Source organism: Cedecea sp. Ae19-4, from assembly GCF_059801165.1.
The window spans coordinates 2,002,251-2,024,045 of record NZ_JBCHWG010000001.1 but is presented as its reverse complement, the minus strand read 5'-3'; the positions used below and the strand labels follow the sequence as shown (position 1 = coordinate 2,024,045).

Sequence of the window (21,795 nt, the reverse complement as noted above, 5' to 3'; positions counted from 1 at the left end):
TCACTGTATGATAATCCCGCCAGAGATCAGGCCTGGAATAACAGATGATTTTATCCTTTTTTTGCAGGATAGATTCTCCGGCTTAATTTCTCCGGTTTCGCTATAGTATGTGACGTTAATATTTAACAACCAATTGATACTTTTAAGTAAGCCAGAACATGTTTTGCCTTACATTATGGTTAAAATTCCAGGGGGTTATTTCTTCATAACCTCCAAATAACCCCCCATTTCACCCACTATTCATCCGATTAAAACCCCTGCAGAAACGGATAATCATGCCGATAACTCAACTAACGCAGGGCTGTTTATCGTGAATTCACTGTATACCGCTGAAGGTGTAATGGATAAACACTCGCTGTGGCAGCGTTATGTACCGCTTGTGCGTCACGAAGCATTGCGCCTGCAGGTACGTCTGCCGGCGAGTGTGGAGCTCGACGATCTGCTACAGGCAGGCGGCATCGGGTTGTTGAACGCAGTCGAACGTTACGATGCCCTGCAGGGAACGGCATTTACTACCTACGCGGTGCAGCGCATCCGTGGGGCGATGCTTGATGAGTTGCGCAGCCGTGATTGGGTGCCGCGAAGCGTCAGGCGTAACGCTCGCGGTGTGGCACAAGCGATTGGTCAACTGGAGCAAGAGCTGGGGCGTAACGCTACCGAGACGGAAGTCGCGGAGCGGCTGGACATCCCGCTCGAAGAGTATCGCCAGATGTTGCTCGACACCAATAACAGCCAGCTCTTCTCTTATGACGAGTGGCGGGAAGAGCATGGCGATAGCATTGAACTGGTCACCGAGGAACACCAGCAGGCAAACCCGCTACAGCAATTACTGGACAGCAATCTTCGCCAGCGCGTAATGGAAGCCATTGAGGCTTTACCGGAACGCGAACAACTGGTGCTGACGCTTTATTACCAGGAAGAGCTGAATCTGAAAGAGATTGGTGCGGTGCTTGATGTGGGTGAGTCGCGGGTGAGCCAGTTGCATAGCCAGGCGATCAAGCGTTTGCGCACCAAACTGGGTAAGTTGTAGGGAGTGCCGCACAATTATCTGACGACCTGGGAATTATCATGACGGTGCAGCAGTCAAAAAGACGGCCATTAAGCCGCTATCTCAAAGATTTCAAACACACCCAGACACATTGTGCACATTGCAGTAAGCTGCTCGACCGCATCACGCTCACGCGCAGCGGGGTGATTATCAATAAAGCCACCATTGCTCAACTTGATACGCTTATTGATGAGGCCACCTGGCTTATCGAGCAGAAAGAGTGGATGGCGCTATGTCGTTTTTGCGGTGATTTGCACTGCAAAGAACAAAACAACTACTTCGATATTATTGGCTTCAAACAGTATCTGTTTGAGCAAACCGAAATGAGCCACGGCACGATCCGTGAGTACGTGGTTCGTCTGCGCCGCCTGGGTAATCATCTGAGTGAGCATAAAGTCCCGCTTCCCGGCTCGCTGCAAGGCCTGCTGGACGAGACGCTGGACGCCTGGCTGCCCCGCACCAGCACCAATAATTACCGCATTGCGTTACGCAAATATTGGCAATTCCAGGTGCAGGGACATGCGATCCCGAGTCAGGAAATTAGCGCAACCTCCGATATATACTAAATTTGCATAAGTTGTAGCGGACTGGTTTTGATATATCCCGAAGCCGCCCGCTACACTACAAAAAACGTAAATAATCGGGGTAAACATGAAATTAAAAATGATCGGGCGTCAGGCGCTGATGGGCGTCCTGGCCGTTGCTCTGGTGGCCGGCGCAAGCGTGAAAACCTTCGCGGCAGAAAATCTTCTGAATAAAGTCAAAGAGCGCGGCACGCTGCTGGTGGGGCTGGAAGGCACTTATCCGCCGTTCAGCTTCCAGGGCAATGACGGCAAGCTGACCGGCTTTGAAGTCGAATTTGCCGAGCAACTGGCTCAGCACCTGGGGGTTAAAGCCGCGCTGAAGCCGACCAAATGGGACGGCATGCTGGCGTCTTTAGATTCTAAACGCATTGATGTGGTGATTAATCAGGTCACCATTTCCGACGAACGTAAGAAAAAATACGACTTCTCTACCCCTTACACCATCTCCGGTATTCAGGCACTGGTGAAGAAGGGCAACGAAGGTGGGATTAAAACCGCCGCCGACCTGAAGGGCAAAAAAGTGGGCGTTGGCCTTGGGACTAACTACGAGCAGTGGCTGCGTGAAAACGTACCGGGCGTAGACATCCGTACCTATGATGATGACCCGACCAAATATCAGGATCTGCGCGTGGGCCGTATTGACGCGATTCTGGTCGACCGCCTCGCCGCGCTGGATCTGGTTAAGAAAACCAACAATACGCTGGCGGTAGCGGGCGATGCGTTCTCCCGTCAGGAAGCGGGCGTTGCCGTGCGTAAAGGCAATGAAGATCTGCTGAAAGCCATCGATGCGGCTATCGCTGAAATGCAGAAAGACGGATCTCTGGCTAAGCTGTCCGATAAATGGTTCGGGGCGGACGTCACTAAGTAGCGCGGTATCACAGTGAAAAGGTGCTGATTTCAGCACCTTTTTTTATTGACACCAGAGAAGGAAACCGTCTCTCTGGTGCATAATAAAACTGGATATTGATATCGGCTCAGGAGGCCCTATGTCACTGCATCATCTAACGCGTTTTCCTCGTCTGGAATTTATTGGCGCACCGACGCCGCTGGAATATTTGCCGCGCTTTTCGGACTATCTTGGCCGTGAAATTTATATTAAACGTGATGACGTGACGCCGATGGCGATGGGCGGCAACAAGCTGCGCAAGCTTGAATTTTTGGCGGCGGATGCGCTGCGGGAAGGGGCCGATACGCTGGTCACTGCAGGCGCTATCCAGTCTAACCACGTTCGCCAGACGGCGGCGGTGGCGGCAAAGCTTGGGCTACATTGCGTGGCGCTGCTTGAAAACCCTATCGGGACAAAAGCCGAAAACTACCTGACCAACGGCAACCGTCTGCTGGTCGATCTTTTCAATGTCGAAGTTGAAATGTGCGAGGCGCTGAACGCCCCGGATAAGCAGCTGGAAGCGGTGGCTACGCGTCTGGAAGCGCAGGGATTCCGGCCTTATGTTATTCCGGTCGGCGGCTCTAATGCGTTAGGTGCGCTAGGGTATGTTGAAAGCGCGCTGGAAATTGCTCAGCAGTGTGAGAACGCCGTGAACCTGTCATCCGTGGTGGTTGCCTCCGGCAGTGCGGGGACGCATGCTGGTCTGGCGGTCGGCCTTGAGCAGTTGATGCCGGACGTAGAGCTGATTGGCGTCACTGTGTCCAGAACCGTGGCGCAGCAAAAACCCAAAGTTGTCGCCCTGCAGCAGGCCGTGGCGAAGTCGCTTGAGGTTAGCGCGACCAGCGAAATTATTCTGTGGGATGACTATTTCGCGCCAGGCTACGGCACGCCGAATGAAGAGGGGATGGAAGCGGTGAAGCTGCTGGCCAGACTTGAAGGCATCCTGCTTGACCCGGTCTACACCGGCAAAGCGATGGCCGGGCTTATTGACGGCGTGGCGCAAAAAAGATTTAAGGATCAGGGGCCCATTGCCTTTATTCATACCGGCGGAGCGCCGGCGCTGTTTGCCTACCATCCGCATCTGTAAGACGCGGTCTGGTCTTAATCATCAGGAATCACCATGCAAGAAAGTTTGCAACTGGTGCTGGACTCAGCACCGTATCTGCTAAAAGGGGCGGTTTTCACGCTCCAGCTGAGTATCGGCGGGATGTTTTTTGGCCTGATCCTCGGGTTTATGCTGGCGCTGATGCGCCTGTCGGCGTTTTGGCCTTTTTCGCTGCTGTCGCGTTTTTATGTTTCCATTTTCCGCGGGACGCCGCTTATCGCTCAGCTGTTTATGATTTATTACGGGCTGCCGCAGTTTGGCATTGAGCTGGATCCTATCCCGTCGGCGATGATTGGCCTGTCGTTAAACACGGCGGCTTACGCCTCTGAAACCCTTCGGGCGGCCATTGCCTCTATTGATAAAGGCCAGTGGGAAGCGGCGGCCAGTATCGGGATGACTCGCTGGCAAACGCTGCGCCGCGCGATTCTGCCGCAGTCGGCCCGCGTGGCGCTGCCGCCGCTGGGGAACAGCTTTATCAGCCTGGTCAAGGACACCTCGCTGGCGGCCACCATTCAGGTGCCGGAGCTGTTCCGCCAGGCGCAGCTGATCACCTCCCGCACGCTGGAAGTGTTCACCATGTATCTCGCCGCATCCCTGGTGTATTGGGTGATGGCGACGGTGCTCTCCACGCTGCAAAACTATTTTGAAAACCAGCTTAATCGCCAGGACAGGGAGCCGAAATGAGCGCCATTGACGTTAAAAAACTGGTGAAAAAATTCCACGGGCAGACGGTGCTGCACGGCATAGATCTGGACGTTAAACCTGGCGAAGTGGTGGCGATCATCGGCCCAAGCGGCTCAGGAAAAACCACGCTATTGCGCAGTATTAACCTGCTGGAAGAGCCGGACAGCGGCACGATTCAGGTGGGGAATATCACGATTGATGCCGGACAGTCTCTGGCAAAGCAGAAAGAGAAAATTCGTGCGCTGCGCCAGCAGGTGGGGTTTGTGTTCCAGAGCTTCAATCTTTTTCCACACCGCACGGTGCTGGAAAATATTATTGAAGGCCCGGTCATCGTTAAGGGCGAGCCGAAAGCAGAAGCCATTGTCCGGGCGCGCGAGCTGCTGGAGAAGGTGGGCTTAAGCGGGAAAGAGAACAGCTACCCACGTCGCCTGTCAGGCGGGCAGCAGCAGCGGGTGGCGATTGCCCGTGCGTTGGCCATGCGGCCAGAAGTTATTTTGTTTGATGAACCGACTTCGGCGCTCGATCCTGAGCTGGTGGGAGAAGTGCTGAATACTATTCGCCAGCTGGCGAATGAGAAACGCACCATGGTCATTGTGACCCATGAAATGAGCTTCGCCCGGGATGTGGCCGACCGGGCAATATTCATGGATCAGGGCAAGATTGTGGAGCAGGGGCCGGCAAAAGCGCTTTTCGCCAGCCCACAGCAGCCGCGCACGCGGCAATTTCTGGAGAAATTTTTGACCCAGTAACCGCGAGGCAGGCCTGGTTTCACCCCCAGGCGGCTTTCGCGGAGCCGAGTGCCGCCGGTGGTGTGCCCCAGATAACCGGCGTGCCTGCCAGCCACAGCGGGAACTTCAACCGGTTTCCCAGCCCAAAGGCAGACCACTCCATCGTCGGCTGGTAATCATGCGGGCCGATAGCGGCAAGCGCTGATTGACCTCCTGCCCGGCAAGACATTAATAAAGCGGCCGTTCGGGCGAGCGACAGGCGTGCGCTGTAGCCCTGACGCTGCTCATGTCGGACCTGGAGGCCTTTTAGCACTGCAGCGGCAAGCAGGTAACCCGTGGCGTGATCCAGTGCCTGAACGGGGAGCGGGTGAGGCCGCCCGGTATTTTTCCAGTGCATGCCCGCGTCGGCGATACCGCTGGACATCTGGACCAGGCTGTCGAAACCACGGCGGTTACGCCACGGCCCGTGCCATCCCCAGGCGTTGAGCGACACGTCTATCAGACCGGGAGAGCGCTGCTGTCGGGTTTCGGCATCAAAACCCAGGGCTTCCAGAGCATCCGCCCGGTAGCCATGCACCAGCACATCGGCATCGGCGAGCAGGGCCTTGAACCGCTCTCTGCCTTCGGCAGATCTGAGGTCGAGCCTCGCGCATTTTTTCCCGAGAGTAACTTCCTCAACCAGCGTCGGCTCTTCCCATTCAGGGGGATCAAGGCGCAGCACCTGCGCCCCAAGACCGGCCAAAAATCGGGTGGCAACCGGGCCAGCAATAATACGAGTGAGATCCAGCACGCGGAGGCCTGCCAGCGGGCGGGCTGGTGGCAATGCTAATGCAGGGCGAGGGGCTTCGGCATGGCGTTGCTGCCAGAACAATGGCTCTGCCGCAACGGTTTTCCCATGAGGATGCTTCAGCCATTCGTCGTGGCTTAACATCGCTGCCGCGCATCCACCTGCGGCAACGATCGCCGCTTCAAGCTCAGTTTTTCCCCACGCGGTAACTCGCTGGGCGAGCGCAGATTTATCCTTGCTCACACCCAGGATGCTTTCCATTGCCTGGCGATGATGCGGCGCGTTGGTATGCAGGCGGATCCAGCCGTCCCGAGTGGCATAATCCCCGGCAAATTCATCCCACAGCGCGGCAGGAGCGCGGTTCACGGGGAAATGGCTGCTTGAAAACCAGTATGAGGCCAGCCGCTGGTCTATATAAAGCGGCGCATCCGGGCGAGCAAGCAGCGCTCTCAGGGCACAACCCGCCGTCGCCAGGCTGGCGGTGGCGAATTCGGTCACAGGAAAACGGGAACTGAGCTCACCTTGACCCGTCACGGCCACTGACGGCTGAGCGATTTCCAGCCCCAGATCCCGGACCATTGATCCGAAGAGGAGGGAAAACGAAGATTTAACCATACAGAGCTCCAGTAAATTTTTCCTGACATATGTAAAAACCGAAGAATTATGGCGGAAAAACCATAAATCACATTAATTAGTTTAATAAATGTGTTAGCTTATTACATTCTATTAATGAAATACTTTTTAGCGCCAGGAGAGACGCCAGATATAATGCTGGAACGTAACTTTTTTAGCTGGCGACGGGAAGCGCTCGAACTTTTCCTGTCAATTACTGAAGCCAGCGAATTACAAACTTTAGTTCAACAACAAACTCAGCGCCTCGAGTTTGATTATTTTTCGCTGTGTGTTCGGCACCCGGTGCCTTTTACGCGGCCTAAATTATCATTGCAGAGTTCTTATCCGCAAAAATGGCTGGAGTGGTACGTGACTGAAAACTATTTTGCCATTGACCCGGTATTGAAACAGTCTAATTTCATGCGGGGTGAAATAATCTGGAGCGATGCCCTGTTTGCTGAATCTCGTGAGCTTTGGGATGCCGCGCGCGATCACGGTCTGGCGACCGGTCGCACACATTGCGTGATGGCCCCTAATCGTACGGCGGGTTTTCTCTCTGTTTCACGCTCTGGCGTTCGCAAGGAACTTGTGTCGGAAGATGAACTTGGGCTGCGGCTGAGCTACCTTGCCGAGCTGAGTATGGCGACGTTAAATCGGCTGGACGATCCGTCGGTCGAGATGATTGACATGAAGCTCAGCAAGCGCGAAAGAGAGATTCTTCAGTGGACCGGCGAAGGGAAAACGTCGGCAGAAATTGCGATTATCCTGTCCATTTCTGAGAACACGGTGAACTTCCATCAGAAGAATATGCAAAAGAAATTCAACGCGCCAAACAAGACGCAGATAGCCTGCTATGCGGCGGCGATGGGGATTATCTGAACCTGGAGGGCAAGTGTTGCGTCAGGTGCTGACGGCTGGCGAACCCGGATTCTGCCAGCCGCCCCGGCTTATTGACGGTAAGCCTGTTTAATTTGCTTAACGGTATTGCTGAATACTTCAGCCTGAGTTGGGTCTTCCAGTTGAGCGATCTGCTTTTCCATTTTCAGGATAACGCGGCCCGCATCGGCCTGGCCCATAGCCTGCAGCATCAGGGTTAACAGCGTCTTCAGACAGGTGACTTCTTGTGCCAGTTCACGGGTGTTTTCGGCGGTGGAAAAATCTGGAGTGCTCATTTACTTTCCTCAATGCTTAGTTTGTACGCTGCCATTATGCACAGTGATATTCATAAGGCGGCGGAGTATACCATAACATTCATCAGAATTATTCATGTTCGACGAATGAGAATGCATCTGAATGTTTATGGTAATAAACAACCCTTGCTCAGGGTTATTCCCGCAGGAAGCGATGAGAATTAAAAAAAATTGTTTCGCTCTCGTTTAACTAACGTTAAATAAAGAGAGAGAAGAAGGATTTTATTCTTGATGATGGTCGCATTTTGATAATTAGCTGTTTTTTAATCAGAGAATAATCGCCTGAACACGGTGTTTAGAATGTTGAGGTGTGCCGCAGAAACAGATCTGAAAGTAAAGATATATTCTTCTTAAGTGTTAACAGAATGTGCTGACCGCAATTTGGATTTTAATGTTGCCGGAAAAACGTTAATATATGGCCAATTAGCTATCAGCAGCGTTATCCCTTTCTGGAGAATAGCCCTTTGATCAACGTTCTTCTTGTTGATGACCACGAACTGGTGCGCGCAGGGATACGACGCATTCTGGAAGAGATTAAAGGCATCAAAGTCTCGGGTGAAGTGAACTGCGGTGAGGATGCCATCAAATGGTGCCGCAGTAACCCGGTCGATGTCGTGTTAATGGATATGAATATGCCGGGGATAGGTGGCCTGGAAGCCACCCGTAAAATTGCCCGCTACTCTTCAGATATCAAAGTTATCATGTTGACTATCCACACTGAGAACCCGCTGCCTGCCAAAGTCATGCAGGCCGGTGCAGCAGGGTATCTAAGTAAAGGCGCAGCGCCTCAGGACGTGGTAAATGCCATTCGTTCCGTTAATGCGGGCCAGCGTTACATCGCCTCCGACATTGCCCAACAGATGGCCTTAAGCCAGATTGCACCCGAGGCAGAATCCCCCTTTGCCAGTTTGTCTGAGCGTGAATTACAGATTATGCTGATGATCACCAAAGGCCAGAAGGTCAATGAGATCTCTGAGCAGCTTAATCTCAGCCCTAAAACGGTGAACAGTTACCGCTACCGCATGTTTAGTAAACTGAATATCAGCGGGGACGTGGAGCTGACGCACCTGGCGATTCGCCACGGGTTATTCAATGCGGAGACGTTAATCAGCAGTGAGTGAACCTTTTGATTCCCGGGCTTTTCTCAAGACGGTAACCAGCCAGCCCGGCGTCTACCGCATGTACGATGCCGGCGGCACGGTTATCTATGTCGGCAAAGCTAAAGACCTGAAGAAACGCCTCTCCAGCTATTTCCGCACGAATCTTGCCAGCCGTAAAACTGAGGCGCTGGTGGCGTTGATCCAGCACATTGATGTCACGGTGACCCACACGGAAACCGAGGCTTTGCTGCTGGAGCACAATTACATCAAGCTCTATCAGCCGCGCTACAACGTGCTGCTGCGAGACGATAAATCCTATCCCTTTATCTTCCTGAGCGCCGACAGCCATCCGCGGCTGGCGATGCACCGCGGCGCGAAGCACGCGAAGGGAGAATACTTTGGCCCGTTTCCTAACGGCTATGCGGTGCGGGAAACGCTGGCGCTGCTGCAAAAAGTCTTTCCGGTTCGCCAGTGTGAAAACAGCGTGTACCGCAACCGCTCGCGGCCTTGTCTTCAGTATCAAATCGGCCGCTGTCTTGGCCCCTGTGTTTCAGGCCTGGTCACAGAAGAAGACTATGCCCGGCAGGTGGGCTATGTTCGCCTGTTTTTAGCCGGGAAGGACGACCAGGTGCTGACGCAGCTTATTTCCCGCATGGAAGCGGCGAGCAAAAATCTTGAATTTGAAGAGGCCGCGAGGATCCGCGATCAGATTCAGGCGGTCCGACGTATTACCGAAAAACAGTTTGTCTCCAACACCGGCGACGATCTGGACGTGATTGGTGTCTCCTTTGATGCGGGTATGGCCTGCGTGCACGTCTTGTTCATTCGCCAGGGCAAAGTATTGGGCAGCCGCAGCTACTTCCCGAAAGTCCCGGCAGGCACCGAACTTAGCGAAGTGGTGGAGACGTTTGTCGGGCAGTTCTATCTCCAGGGCAGCCAGATGCGCACGCTGCCGTCTGAAATCCTGCTCGACTTCGCGCTGGCGGACAAATCTCTGCTGGCGGATTCGTTGAGCGAGCTGGCCGGGCGTAAAGTGAATGTGCAGACTAAACCTCGCGGGGATCGGGCGCGTTACCTGAAGCTTGCCCGCACCAACGCGGCAACGGCGCTGGTGACAAAACTTTCACAGCAATCCACCATCCAGCAGCGCCTGAAAGCGCTGGCCGAAGTGCTAAAACTTCCTGAAGTGAAGCGGATGGAGTGTTTTGATATCAGCCATACGATGGGGGAGCAAACCGTCGCTTCCTGCGTGGTGTTCGACAGTAACGGCCCGCTTCGGGCGGAATACCGCCGCTACAATATTACCGGTATTACGCCGGGGGACGACTACGCCGCCATGAATCAGGTGCTGCGCCGCCGCTACGGTAAAGCAATAGAAGAGAGCAAAATCCCGGACGTGATCCTGATCGACGGCGGGAAGGGGCAGTTGGGGCAGGCGAAGGCGGTGTTTGCCGAGCTGGACGTGCCCTGGGATAAACACCATCCTTTATTGTTGGGCGTGGCCAAAGGCAGCGACCGCAAAGCCGGGCTGGAAACATTGTTCTTTGAGCCGGAAGGTGAGGGGTTCTCTTTATCGCCGGATTCTCCGGCGCTGCATGTGATCCAACACATTCGCGATGATTCACACGATCATGCGATCTCCGGCCACCGTAAAAAACGAGCGAAGGTGAAAAGCACCAGTTCGCTGGAGACGATTGAAGGCATCGGGCCAAAGCGCCGTCAGATGCTGCTGAAGTATATGGGCGGATTGCAACCGTTAATCAACGCCTCCATCGAGGAGATAGCAAAAGTGCCGGGCATCTCGCAGGCATTGGCAGAAAAGATCTACTACTCGTTGAAACATTAAGGGCTCTGTAGCAACATAGAGACAATTTCCACTTATGACAGATAGTTAACTGGCACTATGCGATTCAATATCCCAACACTGCTCACGCTGTTTCGTGTCATCCTTATCCCGTTCTTTGTGCTGGCGTTTTATCTGCCGTTCAACTGGGCACCTTTCCTTTGTGCTTTCATTTTTTGGCTGGCGGCCATCACCGATTGGTTTGACGGTTTTCTCGCGCGTCGCTGGAACCAAAGTACCCGCTTCGGCGCATTCCTTGATCCCGTTGCCGATAAGGTGATGGTGGTGGTGGCGCTGGTGCTGGTGGTAGAGCATTATCACGCCTGGTGGGTGACCTTGCCTGCGGCCACGATGATCGCCCGCGAGATCATTATTTCCGCGCTGCGTGAATGGATGGCGGAGATTGGTAAGCGCAGCCGTGTGGCGGTTTCCTGGATCGGTAAAACCAAAACAATGGCGCAAATGTTGGCGCTGATTGGCATGCTTTGGCGGCCAAACATGTGGATTGAGTACACCGGTATCGCGCTTTTCTTCGTTGCGGCGGTGCTAACGTTCTGGTCAATGTTCCAATATTTGGCCGCGGCACGCGGTGATTTGCTCGAACCGTGATCTATCCGACGCAAAATTCAGCAAACGATTCGTGGTGTTAGAAAATTTCATTGACTCATTGCGTCAGGTAAGTAGAATGCAACGCATCGAAAGGCAGCAAGGTTTGCCGGAAGATAATAAAATCAAGTGATTAGCTTAATAGCCACCAACAGTCACTAGTACAAAAAGCGGGAATAGCTCAGTTGGTAGAGCACGACCTTGCCAAGGTCGGGGTCGCGAGTTCGAGTCTCGTTTCCCGCTCCAAATTCAGGTAATAGACTTTCTGTTGCCGCCTGAAAAGGCAAAAGATTTTGGCGCGTTAGCAAAGCGGTTATGTAGCGGATTGCAAATCCGTCTAGTCCGGTTCGACTCCGGAACGCGCCTCCAATTTCTTCCCGAGCCCGGATGGTGAAATCGGTAGACACAAGGGATTTAAAATCCCTCGGCTTATGGCTGTGCGGGTTCAAGTCCCGCTCCGGGTACCATGGGAATAAAAAGAATAAAATCAATGATAAGCAGTGTCGTGTAAACCACCTTCGGGTGGTTTTTTATTGCCTGCGATTTGCCATTCTGAAAATTATCCTGCCTGTTCCGCTAAAAGCATGCCATGCTAAACCCTTCCCTGGCATTCCATCTGGTAACGATGAACATTTTCTCCCGACACCCATTTGATGTCGCTTTCCAGGGCCGCGCGCTCAAGGCTGACAGCATTTTCGCCAGTAAAGGCCACGTCCTGATGATCCACGGAGGTTCAAAAGACCGCGAGGCGAGCCTTCGGTACCGGCACTTAATGGCTGAGCTGGGTTTTGGCAGCACGGCTTTTGATTGTATCGGGCATGGGGAAACTGGCGGCGATCTCTCTCAATCTTCTTTAATCAGCCGCACAGACCAGGCCCTTGCGGTTGCCGAACATTTAGGTTCTCAACTGACCGGCTGCATGGGCGTCAGCATGGGGGCGTACAACGCTTTGCAACTGAGCCAATCCGTGTCTCTGCGTTCCCTTATCCTGATGGTGCCGGGCGTGTATCACCCTTCGGCTTACCGGGTAAACTTCGGGCCTGAATTTTCCGCCATTATCCGGCAGCCGCGAAGCTGGGCCGACAGTGACGCCTGGAAGGCCGTGACTGAGTTTTGCGGTAATGTTCTGGTCATCGCTGCGGCTGAAGACCGGGTGATCCCGGCGGAGATCCCGCCCCGGCTTTATGATTCGACGTCGGGGCAGGGCAAACATGCTTTGCTGACCGTGCCGGGTGCCGACCACAACAGCGTCTGGCAGGCGCTGCAGCACACGCCCTCGCTCTACGACAAAACCTGTCAATTATTGGTGGAATGCCTGACGAAAGCGGAATGAAAATGACTCGTCGCGCGTAGAACGGGTACACTACGCCAAATTTTATTCAAAACGCGAGACGAGGAAGCCAAAAATGACCCAGGGCCCGCTGAACGAAGACGAAATTATCTGGCTGGATGACATTCTGCTGAAGTACGGCACCGCGCATTCGGTGATTGATGTAGCCGAGCTGGATGGGCTGCTCACGGCGCTGCTGTCAGGGCCAACTGTGACCGAACCTGCTACCGTGCTGCGGGCGGTATGGGGCGGCGATGTCGAGCCGGAATGGGAAAGCAAAGAAGAGCTGACGCGCTTTAGCGTACTGGTGTTCCAGCATATGAACGACATTGCCGAACGCCTGGCGGAGTATCCGGGGCAGTTTGAGCCTCTGTTTGGTACCAGCGAAGTGGATAACCGCGAAATCACCATCGTGGAAGAGTGGTGCTACGGCTACATGCGCGGTGTGTCACTGGAAAGCTGGCCTGCGCTGCCGGCAGAACTTCAGCCAGAGCTGGAGGCGATTGCCCTGCATGGGCTGGAAGAGAATGAAGCGAAGTTCGAAAGCCTGACGCCGGAAGCATTTCTGGCGAGCATTGAGGCGATTAAACCTGCGGCACTGGCGTTATACGGATACTGGCACAGCCAGCGAAACGGCGGGGCGCTGCACTAAAATGAAAATAGCAGGCCGCAATGGCCTGCTACTTAACGGCAATTAAGCCTGAGCGTCCAGCGTGGCCAGCTCTTTATCGACAAAGTAAAGGCCTTCGCCGCTTTTGCCCACCAGGCTGAGTTTATCCAGCACGGATTTAAACAGTTTCTCTTCTTCATGCTGCTCGGCAACATACCACTGCAGGAAATTAAAGGTTGGATAATCCTGAGAGGTCATTGCGGAATGGGCCAGAGCATTAATCTGACGCGTAATTAACTGCTCGTGCTCGTAGGTCGCTTTAAATAATTCGTCCAGTGAAGCGTATTCTAAATACGGGGACTGAATGGCGTTAATACGCGGCATGCTCCCGGTATCACTTAAATATGCAAACAGACGCTGCATGTGCTCCATCTCTTCCTGAGCGTGGCGGCGCAGGAACGCGGCAGCCCCTTCGAAGCTGTGATAGCTGCACCAGGCGCTCATCTGCTGGTAAAGCAGGGAGGAGTAGAGTTCAAGGTTCATCTGCTCGTTCAGTTTTTCAATCATTTCCGTCTTCAGCATCACAGGCTCCATATTTTTTGAGGGGCGTTAATATGGCGCTACTTTAATTATTAATTTTCCATAATGCAAAGAAATTGTTAATTATATTAGTGTAATGAGAATGGTTGTTACTATTATTTTATTTGTGACAAAATGAATTAATAATGAGAATTAATCTTGTTCCGCTTCGCTATTTTATTGCCAAATAACGTGTCATGAATTAGTCATATTTAGCCTCGCAAAATGTTAACCATGCTAAGAGTAAGCCTATGTTGTCATTGGAAAATCTTATGGCTAAATATTCTTATGCCCGCCATTTACCTGACGCGGGAGCTGTGGCTAAATACGTTTCTTTCAAAATTAGACTGCACATGAATATTCTTCATTTTCTTCTCGCACTTTTTGTCATCATGGGACTGGCGTGGCTGGTGAGCTTCGATCGTAAAACCATCCGCATCCGCTATTTGTTACAACTTGTCGTCATTGAAGGCCTGCTGGCGTTCTTCTTCCTGCACTCCGACAGCGGCTTGTGGGTGATTAACGGCGTGTCCGGTTTCTTTGGCCACCTTCTGACCTTCGCCGGGCAGGGCAGCGACTTCGTCTTTGGCGGCATGAGCAAAGCGGGCCTGGCCTTTATCTTCCTCGGCGTGCTGTGCCCGATCATCTTTATCTCGGCGCTGATCGGGATCCTGCAGCACTTCCGCATTCTGCCTATTATTATTCGCATTGTCGGTACGCTGCTTTCTAAAGTGAACGGCATGGGCAAACTGGAATCATTCAACGCCGTGAGCTCGCTGATTCTGGGACAGTCCGAAAACTTCATCGCCTACAAAGGCGTGCTGGGCGATCTTAGCTCTCGCCGCCTGTTCACCATGGCCGCAACGGCGATGTCCACGGTTTCGCTGTCCATCGTCGGGGCCTACATGACGATGCTGGAGCCGAAGTATGTGGTTGCGGCGCTGATCCTGAATATGTTCAGCACGTTCATTATCCTGTCGATCATTAACCCGACCCGCCCGGGCGCTGAGCCAGAAATCAAGCTTGAGAAGCTGCACGAATCCCAAAGCTTCTTTGAAATGCTGGGGGAATACATCCTCGCAGGTTTCAAAGTGGCGATGATTATTCTGGCGATGCTGATTGGTTTTATCGCGCTTATCAGCGCCATTAATGCGCTGTTCGCGACCGTCTTCGGTCTGAGCTTCCAGCAAATTCTGGGCTACGTTTTCTATCCGTTTGCCTGGCTGGTGGGTATTCCTCAGGCGGATGCGCTGAAAGCGGCCGGCATTATGGCGACCAAGCTGGTGGCGAACGAATTTGTGGCTATGATTGAGCTGCAGAAGATCATGGCGACGCTGTCGCCGCGCGGGCTGGGGATCCTGTCGGTCTTCCTGGTGTCCTTCGCTAACTTTGCTTCCATCGGGATTGTGGCCGGGGCTATTAAAGGGCTGAACGAAAAGCAGGGGAACGTGGTGTCTCGCTTTGGCCTGCGCCTGGTGTACGGCGCGACGCTGGTCAGCCTGCTGTCCGCGGCGTTTGCCGGGCTGGTTCTGTAAAAATAAAAACGGCGGGTTTCCCCGCCGTTTCTTTAACGCAAAATCATCAGAACGCGGCGCAGACCGGCTGGTCAACGCGCATCACGGATTCCTGCGCAAAGCGAGTTTTATAGATAGAGCGCAGTTCGTCTACCTTTTTGCTGCTCTCCGCATCGCTGCCGCGAATCAGCATGATCGCCTTGCTCGGTTCGTGGGTCACTTCACCCTTAGCATTCAGCCACTGGCCTTTGGCGTCATATTCGGTCAGCCCTTCGCGGAAACGCGGGGTCACGTCTTTATCCACGAAGCTGCGCCATTCATTGGCGGTAATTTCCGCGCCGGATGGGCGGCTGATGCCGAAATAGAGCGTGGTTTGCGTCATCTGATCGCCTGCCTGGCACTGTTTAGCCGGGGCGGTAACCGCCGATGTGGTTTTCGCTGGCGTGACGCAGCCCGTCAGAGCCAGAGCTAATGCCCCGGCCAGTGTTGCTTTATAAAATACCATTATCCACCTGTCTTGCTGTCATCATCATTATTAAAATTAAATGCGGAATGATTCCGCCGCGATATAAAATTACAATTCCGCACTTTTCGCAAGTCGCCGAGCATCAATAGGGCAATAATAATCCCGCAGATGCCGCTGCAGGGCAGCACCCACTGCGCCGGGAAGTATCCGGCAATCGTTCCCGTGACCAGCGGGACGACTAACGTAATGCCGAGCTGCAGTCGCCAGGTTGCCGCCATAGCGGCGCCAACCTGCGGGCCAGGGAAACTGTCCATCACGTTGAGCGTGGCGACCAGATAGAACCAGTTACTGAACAAATGAGCGATAACGATCAGCGGCACCGCCAGCCACAAAGTGCCCGAGTAACCCACGGCGAAATAACACAAAGTAAAAAGCAGCAGCGCCAGCATTAGCGGGAAGCTTTTACCCGCCCGGTTGCGCACCTGTTTTTCGCTGAGCAGGAGCGGGGCGAGCAGTTGCCCAGCGCTACGGGCAAACAGCAGCGCCAGGCCATTGGCCGCGTTATCACCCGGCAACGCAGGAGCCAGCGCCGGGAGCAAAGCCATCACGGGGGCGCCGACCAGCGCAAGGCTGGGCAACAGCAACAGGCTGCGCTTTTGCTCCGGGGTAACGTTCTGCCAGCTAAACTCCTCGCTTTCGTCTGGGGCGCTGTCTTCTTTTGCCTTCATAACAAAGGCCGCCGAGGCGTACCAGAGCAGCCCTATGGCAACGATGAAACTGATTGCATCCAGCAGCAGCATCAGCCAGAGGCTGACGTGGCCATATAATAATGTCCCAAGCCCCACGCCGAAGATAACGTTGGCGGCAAACACCAGCGTTTCAACGCCTGCGGCGGCGGGCATTAGCGCTTTAGATAAACCTTGTTTGAAAAGCTGACTTAAGGCCGGCACCGTCAGGCCGGTGCTAAAAGCGGCGGCGGCCTGGCTTAACAACAGCAAGCCTGGGTGTTCATTCCACAGCGCAAGGCACGGCAGAAGCAGCCCTGTAAGACCGAAAACTTCGCCGAGAAGCAGCACAGAAAACGCCGGCCAGCGCCTTAATAACCACACGCCAGCAAAGCTGGCAGGTAAGCCGGGCGCAAGTGAGAGGACGTAAGCAAGAGAAAGCCAGGCGGGGGTAGCGTGACTGTTTAACAGCTGACTGAAGACCAGAACGTAAGTCAGGCCGTTACCCACAGAAGAAAACAGCAGCGCCAGTCCGAGCAGCGTGAACCAGCGGTGCTGGCGCAGGGCGCGTAGCAATAGAAGAAGCATGTTAAGTTCCTGATGAAAAAATAGAGTCAAGCCGCCGTGGGAAAACGGCAGCGCGAGATATTTATCGTCAGGAACGGGTTACATTGGCGTCAGGCTTCTCTTTGTACAGTTGTCTCTAAAAATAGGGGAGTACTGGTAAATTACCAGTTGCTGGTGACGCCCGCATACTGTGGGCCGGTCACGCCGCGGCACTGGTATTCCAGCACCACCTGGGTGTTCAGGCAAAGGGTGCCGCTGTAGGTGGTACAGGTCTTGATATCGCTGCCGTAAGGGAGTGCGCTGGCATAGCCCCATTGCTGGCACTGACGCGATGCCGTGGACTGGGCGAGGAATTTATCCACTTTGGCCGTTTGCAGCGGCGGCAGGCTATAGGCGAGGCGAACAACACCGGCAGGCTCATTGGCATTGAGCGGAACAGGTGTTTTGCTTACGGTGCATCCGCTCAGTAACAGGGCGGTAACGGCCAGATAAATGCGCTTCATCGTTGATTCATACCTCATACTTAACCGCCTTCATGGTAGCACGCGTGGCGGGCAGAAAAGCCTGTTCGATTAGGCGGGCCGTAAATTCCATAAATTTCGAATTTTAAATAACCCTTAATTCAAATTACGAAATAAAAACTTTTTACCTAACGTAAATTCCCCACAAAATACGCGGCGATTTTTTGATCAAAAACGCGTCAAGTTTTGCTGAACCGTGCCGACAATAGCGCTACGGCGCGATTTAATTTCACTTATGCAGGTATACGAGGGAATAAATCAGGACGCGCGTCGCTAAAGCCGCACAGGAAGTGCATTTTATTTTTTACCGGGGAACCAAAAAATGAACATTGTTCGCAATATTAAAATTCGCGCGATGGTGGTGCTGATACAAATCTTTTCCACGCTGGCATGGATCTGCGTGGCGGGCGCGACGCTATGGCTATTACATAACCTCAAGCAACAGCTTGCGCTGAGCCCGGATCAGCTCACGTGGATTAACACGGCCCAACGGATGCTGATTATCTCCATTGCTATCAGCATTGCGATCGTCATTTTTACAGAACGCTACCTGTGGTTTTGCCTGGTAAAGCCGGTTAATACGATCCGCCACCACATGCACGTCCTGGCGCAGGGAGAACTGGCTGCCACGCTGCCGGATTTGGGGCGCAACTGTATTGGCCTGATGGTGCCGCCGATTCAAAAAATGCAGGAAAACTGGCAAAGGGCGGTGAGCCGCATCCGGGACAGCGCCGAGGCTATTCGCACCAACGCCACCGAAGTGTCCGGGGTTAACACTGACCTGTCATCCCGTTCGGAGCAACAGGCCGCCGCGCTGGAGCAGACCAGCGCCAGCATGGCGCAGCTGAACAGCACGGTGAAGCTGAACGCCGACAATGCAAATCACGCCAGCCACCTCGCGCAGAATGCCACCAACACTGCGGTAAACGGCGGGGATTCGGTGAAGCAGGTAGTGAAGACCATGGATGTGATTGCCAGCAGCGCGAACAAAATTGTCGATATCACCACGGTGATTAACAGCATTGCGTTCCAGACCAACATTCTGGCGCTAAATGCCGCGGTGGAGGCGGCAAGAGCGGGAGAGCAGGGCAAAGGCTTTGCGGTCGTCGCCAGCGAGGTACGTAATCTGGCCAGCAGAAGCGCCGGGGCCGCAAAAGAGATTGAAACCCTGCTCAACGATTCGGTCAGTAATATTCACACCGGGTCGCAGCAGGTGCGTAAAGCGGGGGAGGCAATGGATGAGATCCTCCGCGCCGTAAAGCAGGTGAATGACATCATGGGGGAGATTGCCAGCGCGTCCCTCGAGCAAAGTCAGGGCATCGGGCAGGTCGGGATCGCCGTTCGGGAAATGGACAGCGTGACGCAGCAGAACGTGAATCTGGTCCAGAAGTCGGTGCTCTCTTCCGTTGAACTGGAGAAACAGGCGCACCACCTGCATGACGCGGTGGCAATGTTCCGGCTTAACGCAGTCTGAGAACCACGCATGTGACAAAGCAGCCTCCGGGCTGCTTTTTTTACGTCTTAAACAGGCGCGGAAACAAAAATATGTGACGCAGATGGGGGAAATAATATTCCCCGCAGGCATTGGCGTCAGGCACCGTGCGGATAGTTAAAAATCGGCTAAGCTTATGCTTTTTAGGAACATTTACAAGCGATCGCGAGTGTCGCACTATGCGGGCTCTTATTGAGCAAGGAGTTTCTGAAGCAATGCGTAAACCTCTGGTATTGTCGGCGCTGGTCGCCGCGCTGGCCCTGGCCTTAAGCGGCTGTGATGACGCTAAAAAAGAGACCGCGGCGGCCCCCGCCCCGGCAAAAGAATCGCAGCAGGGCGGCAGCCTGATAATCGGCATCACCTCCGGCGATCCGCTGGCCATGAACCCGCTGTACGCCAGCGATCGGACTACGTTAACCATCATGCAGGCGTTTTACTCGCCGCTGTACAGCTACAACGGCGACAAGATCGAATGGGGCCTGGCGGAAAGCCTGACGCCGTCAGCCGACAACCTCACCTGGACGCTGAAACTCAAGCCTGACCTGAAATGGCAGGATGGGCAGCCGATTACCGCCGATGACGTGGTGTTCACCTTTAATAAACTGCTGGATGAAAAGCAGCATAGCTTCTTCCGCAGCATGTTTGTTTATGGCAACCAGCCCCTGAGCGTGAGCAAAGTGGATCCGCTCACGGTTAAATTTACGCTGCCTCAGGTCAGCGCCGCCTTTGCCGGTACGCTGGTGCAAATCTTCCCGATCCCACAGCATATCTTCGGCAGCGAAGCAGGCGATCTGGAAAAGAGCACCCGCAATGATGCGCCCGTCGGCTCCGGTCCGTTCAAGTTCAAAGAGTACCGGGCGGGTCAGTACTACGCCCTGACGCGGTTTGATGATTACTGGAACGGTAAACCGAAACTCGACTCGGTCACCTACCGCTTTGCAAAGGACGCTAACTCTGCCAACCTCGCGCTGCAGAACGGTGAGATCAATCTCAAGATGGTCGATCCGCAGGATGTTTCGCGCCTGAAAGCCACCGGCAAGTTTGATTTTGTTATTTACCCGGAAGGCCGCCTGGCCTACATGACTTTCAACCAGAACGTTGACAGCATGAAGAGCAAAGATCTTCGTCAGGCCATCGCCTACGCGCTGAATAAAGATGACCTTGTGCAAACGGCGTTCACCTCTCTCGATTACGCCAAACCTGCGGCTTCTATTCTGACCCCGGATACCCTCTACCAGACCAGCGATGTGGAACCGTACAAGTTCGATCTCGATAAAGCCAAAGCGTTGTTCAAAGCGTCCGGGCAGCCGGAGGGCGTGAAGCTGCGCCTGGCCTACATCAACAGCAATAAAACCCAGGAAAGCATGGGGCTGTACATTCAGCAGCAGCTGAAGGCGATAGGCATCAACGTTGAACTGCTGCCGCTGGATGCGAACGCGATGTCCCAGCGCAGTCAGGACATGAAAAACACGACCTATGAACTAAGCCTGGGCGGTTACATCATGGGCGCTGAGCCGGACGGCTATAAGTCGCTGTATATGAGCAACGAAGCCTATAACTACGCGCACTATAAAAACCCGGCGTTTGATGCGCTGTGGGAGCAGGGCGCAACGGAAACGGATGCGGCGAAGCGCGCGGCTATCTACAAGCAGATCCAGCAAACCGTCGCCAGCGATATGGCCTGGTACCCGATTGCCTACACCAACGCGGTTGTGGCGGTGGACAAACGTTTTGGCGGCACGCAAGAAGCCGAGCCTAAGCCCGTGTATATGTTCCAGGATCTGTCGAAAATTTATCAACAATAACAATGAGTGATCCTCCGCCCGGCCGGTTTGTGCCGGGCGGGCGGAGGAAGGCGAAACTATGAATAACCTTCTTTTCCGGCGCTTACTGCAGCTGCTCCCGATGCTGCTTTTTATCTCGCTGGTCTCTTTTTTACTGGTGAAGCTGGCCCCCGGCGATCCTGTGCAGGCGTATATCACCCCGCGCATGAGCCCGGAGGATATCGAACGCATCCGCCAGAGCATGGGGCTGGATAAGCCGCTGCCAGTGCAGTACCTGCTGTGGCTGAAAAATCTGCTGCAGGGCGATCTCGGCTACTCCCTGATTTACCACCGTCCGGTGCTGACGATGATCGGTGAGCGTATCCCGGCCACGCTTGGCCTGATGGGCGCGTCCTTGTTGTTAGCTATCCTGCTGGCGATCCCGCTGGGGCTACTGGCGGGGGCGTACAAACACCGCTGGCTCGACCATGTTCTGAACCTGTTCGCTTACGTCGGGATCTCGGTGCCGATCTTCTGGTTTGGCATCCTGCTGATTACCGTGTTTTCGGTGCAGCTGAACTGGCTGCCGAGCATGGGGATGCGAACCATCGGCGCGGAGGACTCCTGGCTCGATGTGATTCGTCACGGCATTCTGCCCTGCATCGCGCTGACGTTTTACAACCTCTCCAGCTATGTGCGCTACATCCGCTCGAACACCATTAGCCAGCTGTCCGCCGACTATGTGCAAACCCAGCTGGCCTTCGGGGCAACCCGGCGCACTATTCTGTTCCGGCATGTGCTGAAGAACGTGCTGCTGCCGGTGATCACGCTGTTTGGCCTCTCTTTTGGCGAGCTGGTGGTGGGCGCCTACGTGACGGAAAGCGTCTTTTCCTGGCCGGGTATGGGGCTGCTGGGGATCCAGGCCATCACCTCCCTCGACTACCCGCTGATCATGGCCATTATTCTGCTCTCAGCGTTGATGCTGATTGTGGGGAATCTGCTGGCCGATCTTCTGTATCGCGTGGCGGACCCGCGCATTAAGGCGCTGAGGTAAC

Annotated in this window: 22 protein-coding genes and 3 tRNA genes; 19 read left to right on the top strand and 6 right to left on the bottom strand. The window is 54.2% G+C overall.

Annotated features, from left to right (window positions below; all coding sequences use genetic code 11):
- Positions 1-310: 310 nt before the first annotated feature.
- The 6 genes from fliA (at position 311) to tcyN (ending at position 5,056) form a co-directional block, all read left to right on the top strand.
- Complete coding sequence (gene fliA / locus AAIE02_RS09595; protein ID WP_008453816.1) at positions 311-1,030, top strand: RNA polymerase sigma factor FliA; 720 nt, start codon at positions 311-313, stop codon at positions 1,028-1,030.
- Between the two features lie 38 nt (positions 1,031-1,068).
- The gene (gene fliZ, locus AAIE02_RS09590) at positions 1,069-1,614 is read left to right on the top strand and encodes a flagella biosynthesis regulatory protein FliZ (RefSeq protein WP_008453818.1); all 546 of its coding nucleotides are present in this window, start codon (positions 1,069-1,071) and stop codon (positions 1,612-1,614) included.
- An 85-nt stretch (positions 1,615-1,699) separates the two neighbouring features.
- Positions 1,700-2,500 carry a cystine ABC transporter substrate-binding protein gene (gene tcyJ / locus AAIE02_RS09585; RefSeq protein WP_498532433.1) on the top strand — a complete coding sequence of 267 codons (801 nt, stop codon included), beginning with the start codon at positions 1,700-1,702 and terminating at the stop codon, positions 2,498-2,500.
- 118 nt (positions 2,501-2,618) lie between these two features.
- Positions 2,619-3,605 carry a D-cysteine desulfhydrase gene (gene dcyD, locus AAIE02_RS09580; protein ID WP_008453823.1) on the top strand — a complete coding sequence of 329 codons (987 nt, stop codon included), beginning with the start codon at positions 2,619-2,621 and terminating at the stop codon, positions 3,603-3,605.
- 33 nt (positions 3,606-3,638) lie between these two features.
- Positions 3,639-4,307, top strand: a complete 669-nt coding sequence (tcyL, locus tag AAIE02_RS09575) for a cystine ABC transporter permease (RefSeq protein WP_008453825.1) — start codon at positions 3,639-3,641, stop codon at positions 4,305-4,307.
- The gene (gene tcyN, locus AAIE02_RS09570; RefSeq protein WP_008453828.1) at positions 4,304-5,056 is read left to right on the top strand and encodes an L-cystine ABC transporter ATP-binding protein TcyN; all 753 of its coding nucleotides are present in this window, start codon (positions 4,304-4,306) and stop codon (positions 5,054-5,056) included. The genes tcyL and tcyN overlap by 4 nt, the downstream gene beginning before the upstream one ends.
- 19 nt (positions 5,057-5,075) lie before the next feature.
- On the opposite strand, the gene AAIE02_RS09565 is transcribed toward tcyN, so the two are convergent.
- On the bottom strand, positions 5,076-6,437 hold the full coding sequence (locus AAIE02_RS09565; protein ID WP_498532432.1) for a CoA transferase: 1,362 nt from the start codon (positions 6,435-6,437) through the stop codon (positions 5,076-5,078).
- 153 nt (positions 6,438-6,590) lie between these two features.
- On the opposite strand from AAIE02_RS09565, the gene sdiA reads away from it, so the two are divergent.
- Positions 6,591-7,313 carry a quorum-sensing transcriptional regulator SdiA gene (sdiA, locus tag AAIE02_RS09560; protein WP_008453832.1) on the top strand — a complete coding sequence of 241 codons (723 nt, stop codon included), beginning with the start codon at positions 6,591-6,593 and terminating at the stop codon, positions 7,311-7,313.
- Positions 7,314-7,381: 68 nt separating this feature from the next.
- Here the strand turns inward: sdiA and AAIE02_RS09555 are convergent, their stop codons facing one another.
- Positions 7,382-7,606: a DUF2594 family protein gene (locus AAIE02_RS09555; RefSeq protein ID WP_008453834.1), complete on the bottom strand. Its 225-nt coding sequence runs from the start codon at positions 7,604-7,606 to the stop codon at positions 7,382-7,384.
- 482 nt (positions 7,607-8,088) lie between these two features.
- On the opposite strand from AAIE02_RS09555, the gene uvrY reads away from it, so the two are divergent.
- The 8 genes from uvrY to AAIE02_RS09515 all read left to right on the top strand — a co-directional run bounded on the left by uvrY (position 8,089) and on the right by AAIE02_RS09515 (position 13,155).
- Complete coding sequence (gene uvrY, locus AAIE02_RS09550; RefSeq protein WP_008453836.1) at positions 8,089-8,745, top strand: UvrY/SirA/GacA family response regulator transcription factor; 657 nt, start codon at positions 8,089-8,091, stop codon at positions 8,743-8,745.
- On the top strand, positions 8,738-10,570 hold the full coding sequence (gene uvrC / locus AAIE02_RS09545) for an excinuclease ABC subunit UvrC (RefSeq protein ID WP_498532431.1): 1,833 nt from the start codon (positions 8,738-8,740) through the stop codon (positions 10,568-10,570). Before uvrY ends, uvrC begins: the two co-directional genes overlap by 8 nt.
- Positions 10,571-10,627: 57 nt before the next feature.
- Positions 10,628-11,176 carry a CDP-diacylglycerol--glycerol-3-phosphate 3-phosphatidyltransferase gene (pgsA, locus tag AAIE02_RS09540; protein ID WP_008453839.1) on the top strand — a complete coding sequence of 183 codons (549 nt, stop codon included), beginning with the start codon at positions 10,628-10,630 and terminating at the stop codon, positions 11,174-11,176.
- A 167-nt stretch (positions 11,177-11,343) separates the two neighbouring features.
- A tRNA-Gly gene (locus AAIE02_RS09535) sits at positions 11,344-11,419 on the top strand.
- Positions 11,420-11,468: 49 nt separating this feature from the next.
- Positions 11,469-11,542: transfer RNA gene (locus tag AAIE02_RS09530), tRNA-Cys, on the top strand.
- A 12-nt stretch (positions 11,543-11,554) separates the two neighbouring features.
- Positions 11,555-11,640, top strand: a tRNA-Leu gene (locus AAIE02_RS09525).
- Positions 11,641-11,762: 122 nt separating this feature from the next.
- Positions 11,763-12,506, top strand: coding sequence for an alpha/beta hydrolase (locus AAIE02_RS09520; RefSeq protein WP_498532430.1), 744 nt, complete (start codon positions 11,763-11,765; stop codon positions 12,504-12,506).
- A gap of 73 nt (positions 12,507-12,579) precedes the next feature.
- Positions 12,580-13,155, top strand: coding sequence for a UPF0149 family protein (locus AAIE02_RS09515; RefSeq protein WP_008453841.1), 576 nt, complete (start codon positions 12,580-12,582; stop codon positions 13,153-13,155).
- A gap of 42 nt (positions 13,156-13,197) precedes the next feature.
- Here AAIE02_RS09515 and ftnA read toward each other — a convergent pair whose 3' ends face one another.
- The gene (gene ftnA, locus AAIE02_RS09510; protein ID WP_498532429.1) at positions 13,198-13,695 is read right to left on the bottom strand and encodes a non-heme ferritin; all 498 of its coding nucleotides are present in this window, start codon (positions 13,693-13,695) and stop codon (positions 13,198-13,200) included.
- Positions 13,696-14,045: 350 nt separating this feature from the next.
- Between ftnA and AAIE02_RS09505 the strand changes: the two genes are divergently transcribed.
- Positions 14,046-15,227, top strand: coding sequence for a NupC/NupG family nucleoside CNT transporter (locus tag AAIE02_RS09505; RefSeq protein ID WP_008453845.1), 1,182 nt, complete (start codon positions 14,046-14,048; stop codon positions 15,225-15,227).
- A 46-nt stretch (positions 15,228-15,273) separates the two neighbouring features.
- On the opposite strand, the gene AAIE02_RS09500 is transcribed toward AAIE02_RS09505, so the two are convergent.
- The 3 genes from AAIE02_RS09500 to yecR form a co-directional block, all read right to left on the bottom strand.
- Positions 15,274-15,711, bottom strand: coding sequence for a DUF3574 domain-containing protein (locus tag AAIE02_RS09500; protein ID WP_166991550.1), 438 nt, complete (start codon positions 15,709-15,711; stop codon positions 15,274-15,276).
- A complete protein-coding gene (locus tag AAIE02_RS09495; protein ID WP_498532428.1) occupies positions 15,711-16,985 on the bottom strand; it encodes an MFS transporter in 1,275 nt (424 codons plus the stop codon). Before AAIE02_RS09495 ends, AAIE02_RS09500 begins: the two co-directional genes overlap by 1 nt.
- 140 nt (positions 16,986-17,125) lie before the next feature.
- Complete coding sequence (gene yecR / locus AAIE02_RS09490; RefSeq protein WP_034807343.1) at positions 17,126-17,485, bottom strand: YecR family lipoprotein; 360 nt, start codon at positions 17,483-17,485, stop codon at positions 17,126-17,128.
- Between the two features lie 322 nt (positions 17,486-17,807).
- On the opposite strand from yecR, the gene AAIE02_RS09485 reads away from it, so the two are divergent.
- The 3 genes from AAIE02_RS09485 to AAIE02_RS09475 all read left to right on the top strand — a co-directional run bounded on the left by AAIE02_RS09485 (position 17,808) and on the right by AAIE02_RS09475 (position 21,794).
- Entirely contained in the window at positions 17,808-18,959 is a 1,152-nt protein-coding gene (locus tag AAIE02_RS09485; RefSeq protein ID WP_008453853.1) for a methyl-accepting chemotaxis protein, read from the top strand.
- A 233-nt stretch (positions 18,960-19,192) separates the two neighbouring features.
- Positions 19,193-20,782, top strand: a complete 1,590-nt coding sequence (locus tag AAIE02_RS09480; RefSeq protein WP_498532427.1) for an ABC transporter substrate-binding protein — start codon at positions 19,193-19,195, stop codon at positions 20,780-20,782.
- Between the two features lie 58 nt (positions 20,783-20,840).
- Positions 20,841-21,794, top strand: a complete 954-nt coding sequence (locus AAIE02_RS09475) for an ABC transporter permease (protein ID WP_498532426.1) — start codon at positions 20,841-20,843, stop codon at positions 21,792-21,794.
- The last annotated feature ends 1 nt before the right edge of the window (position 21,795 follow it).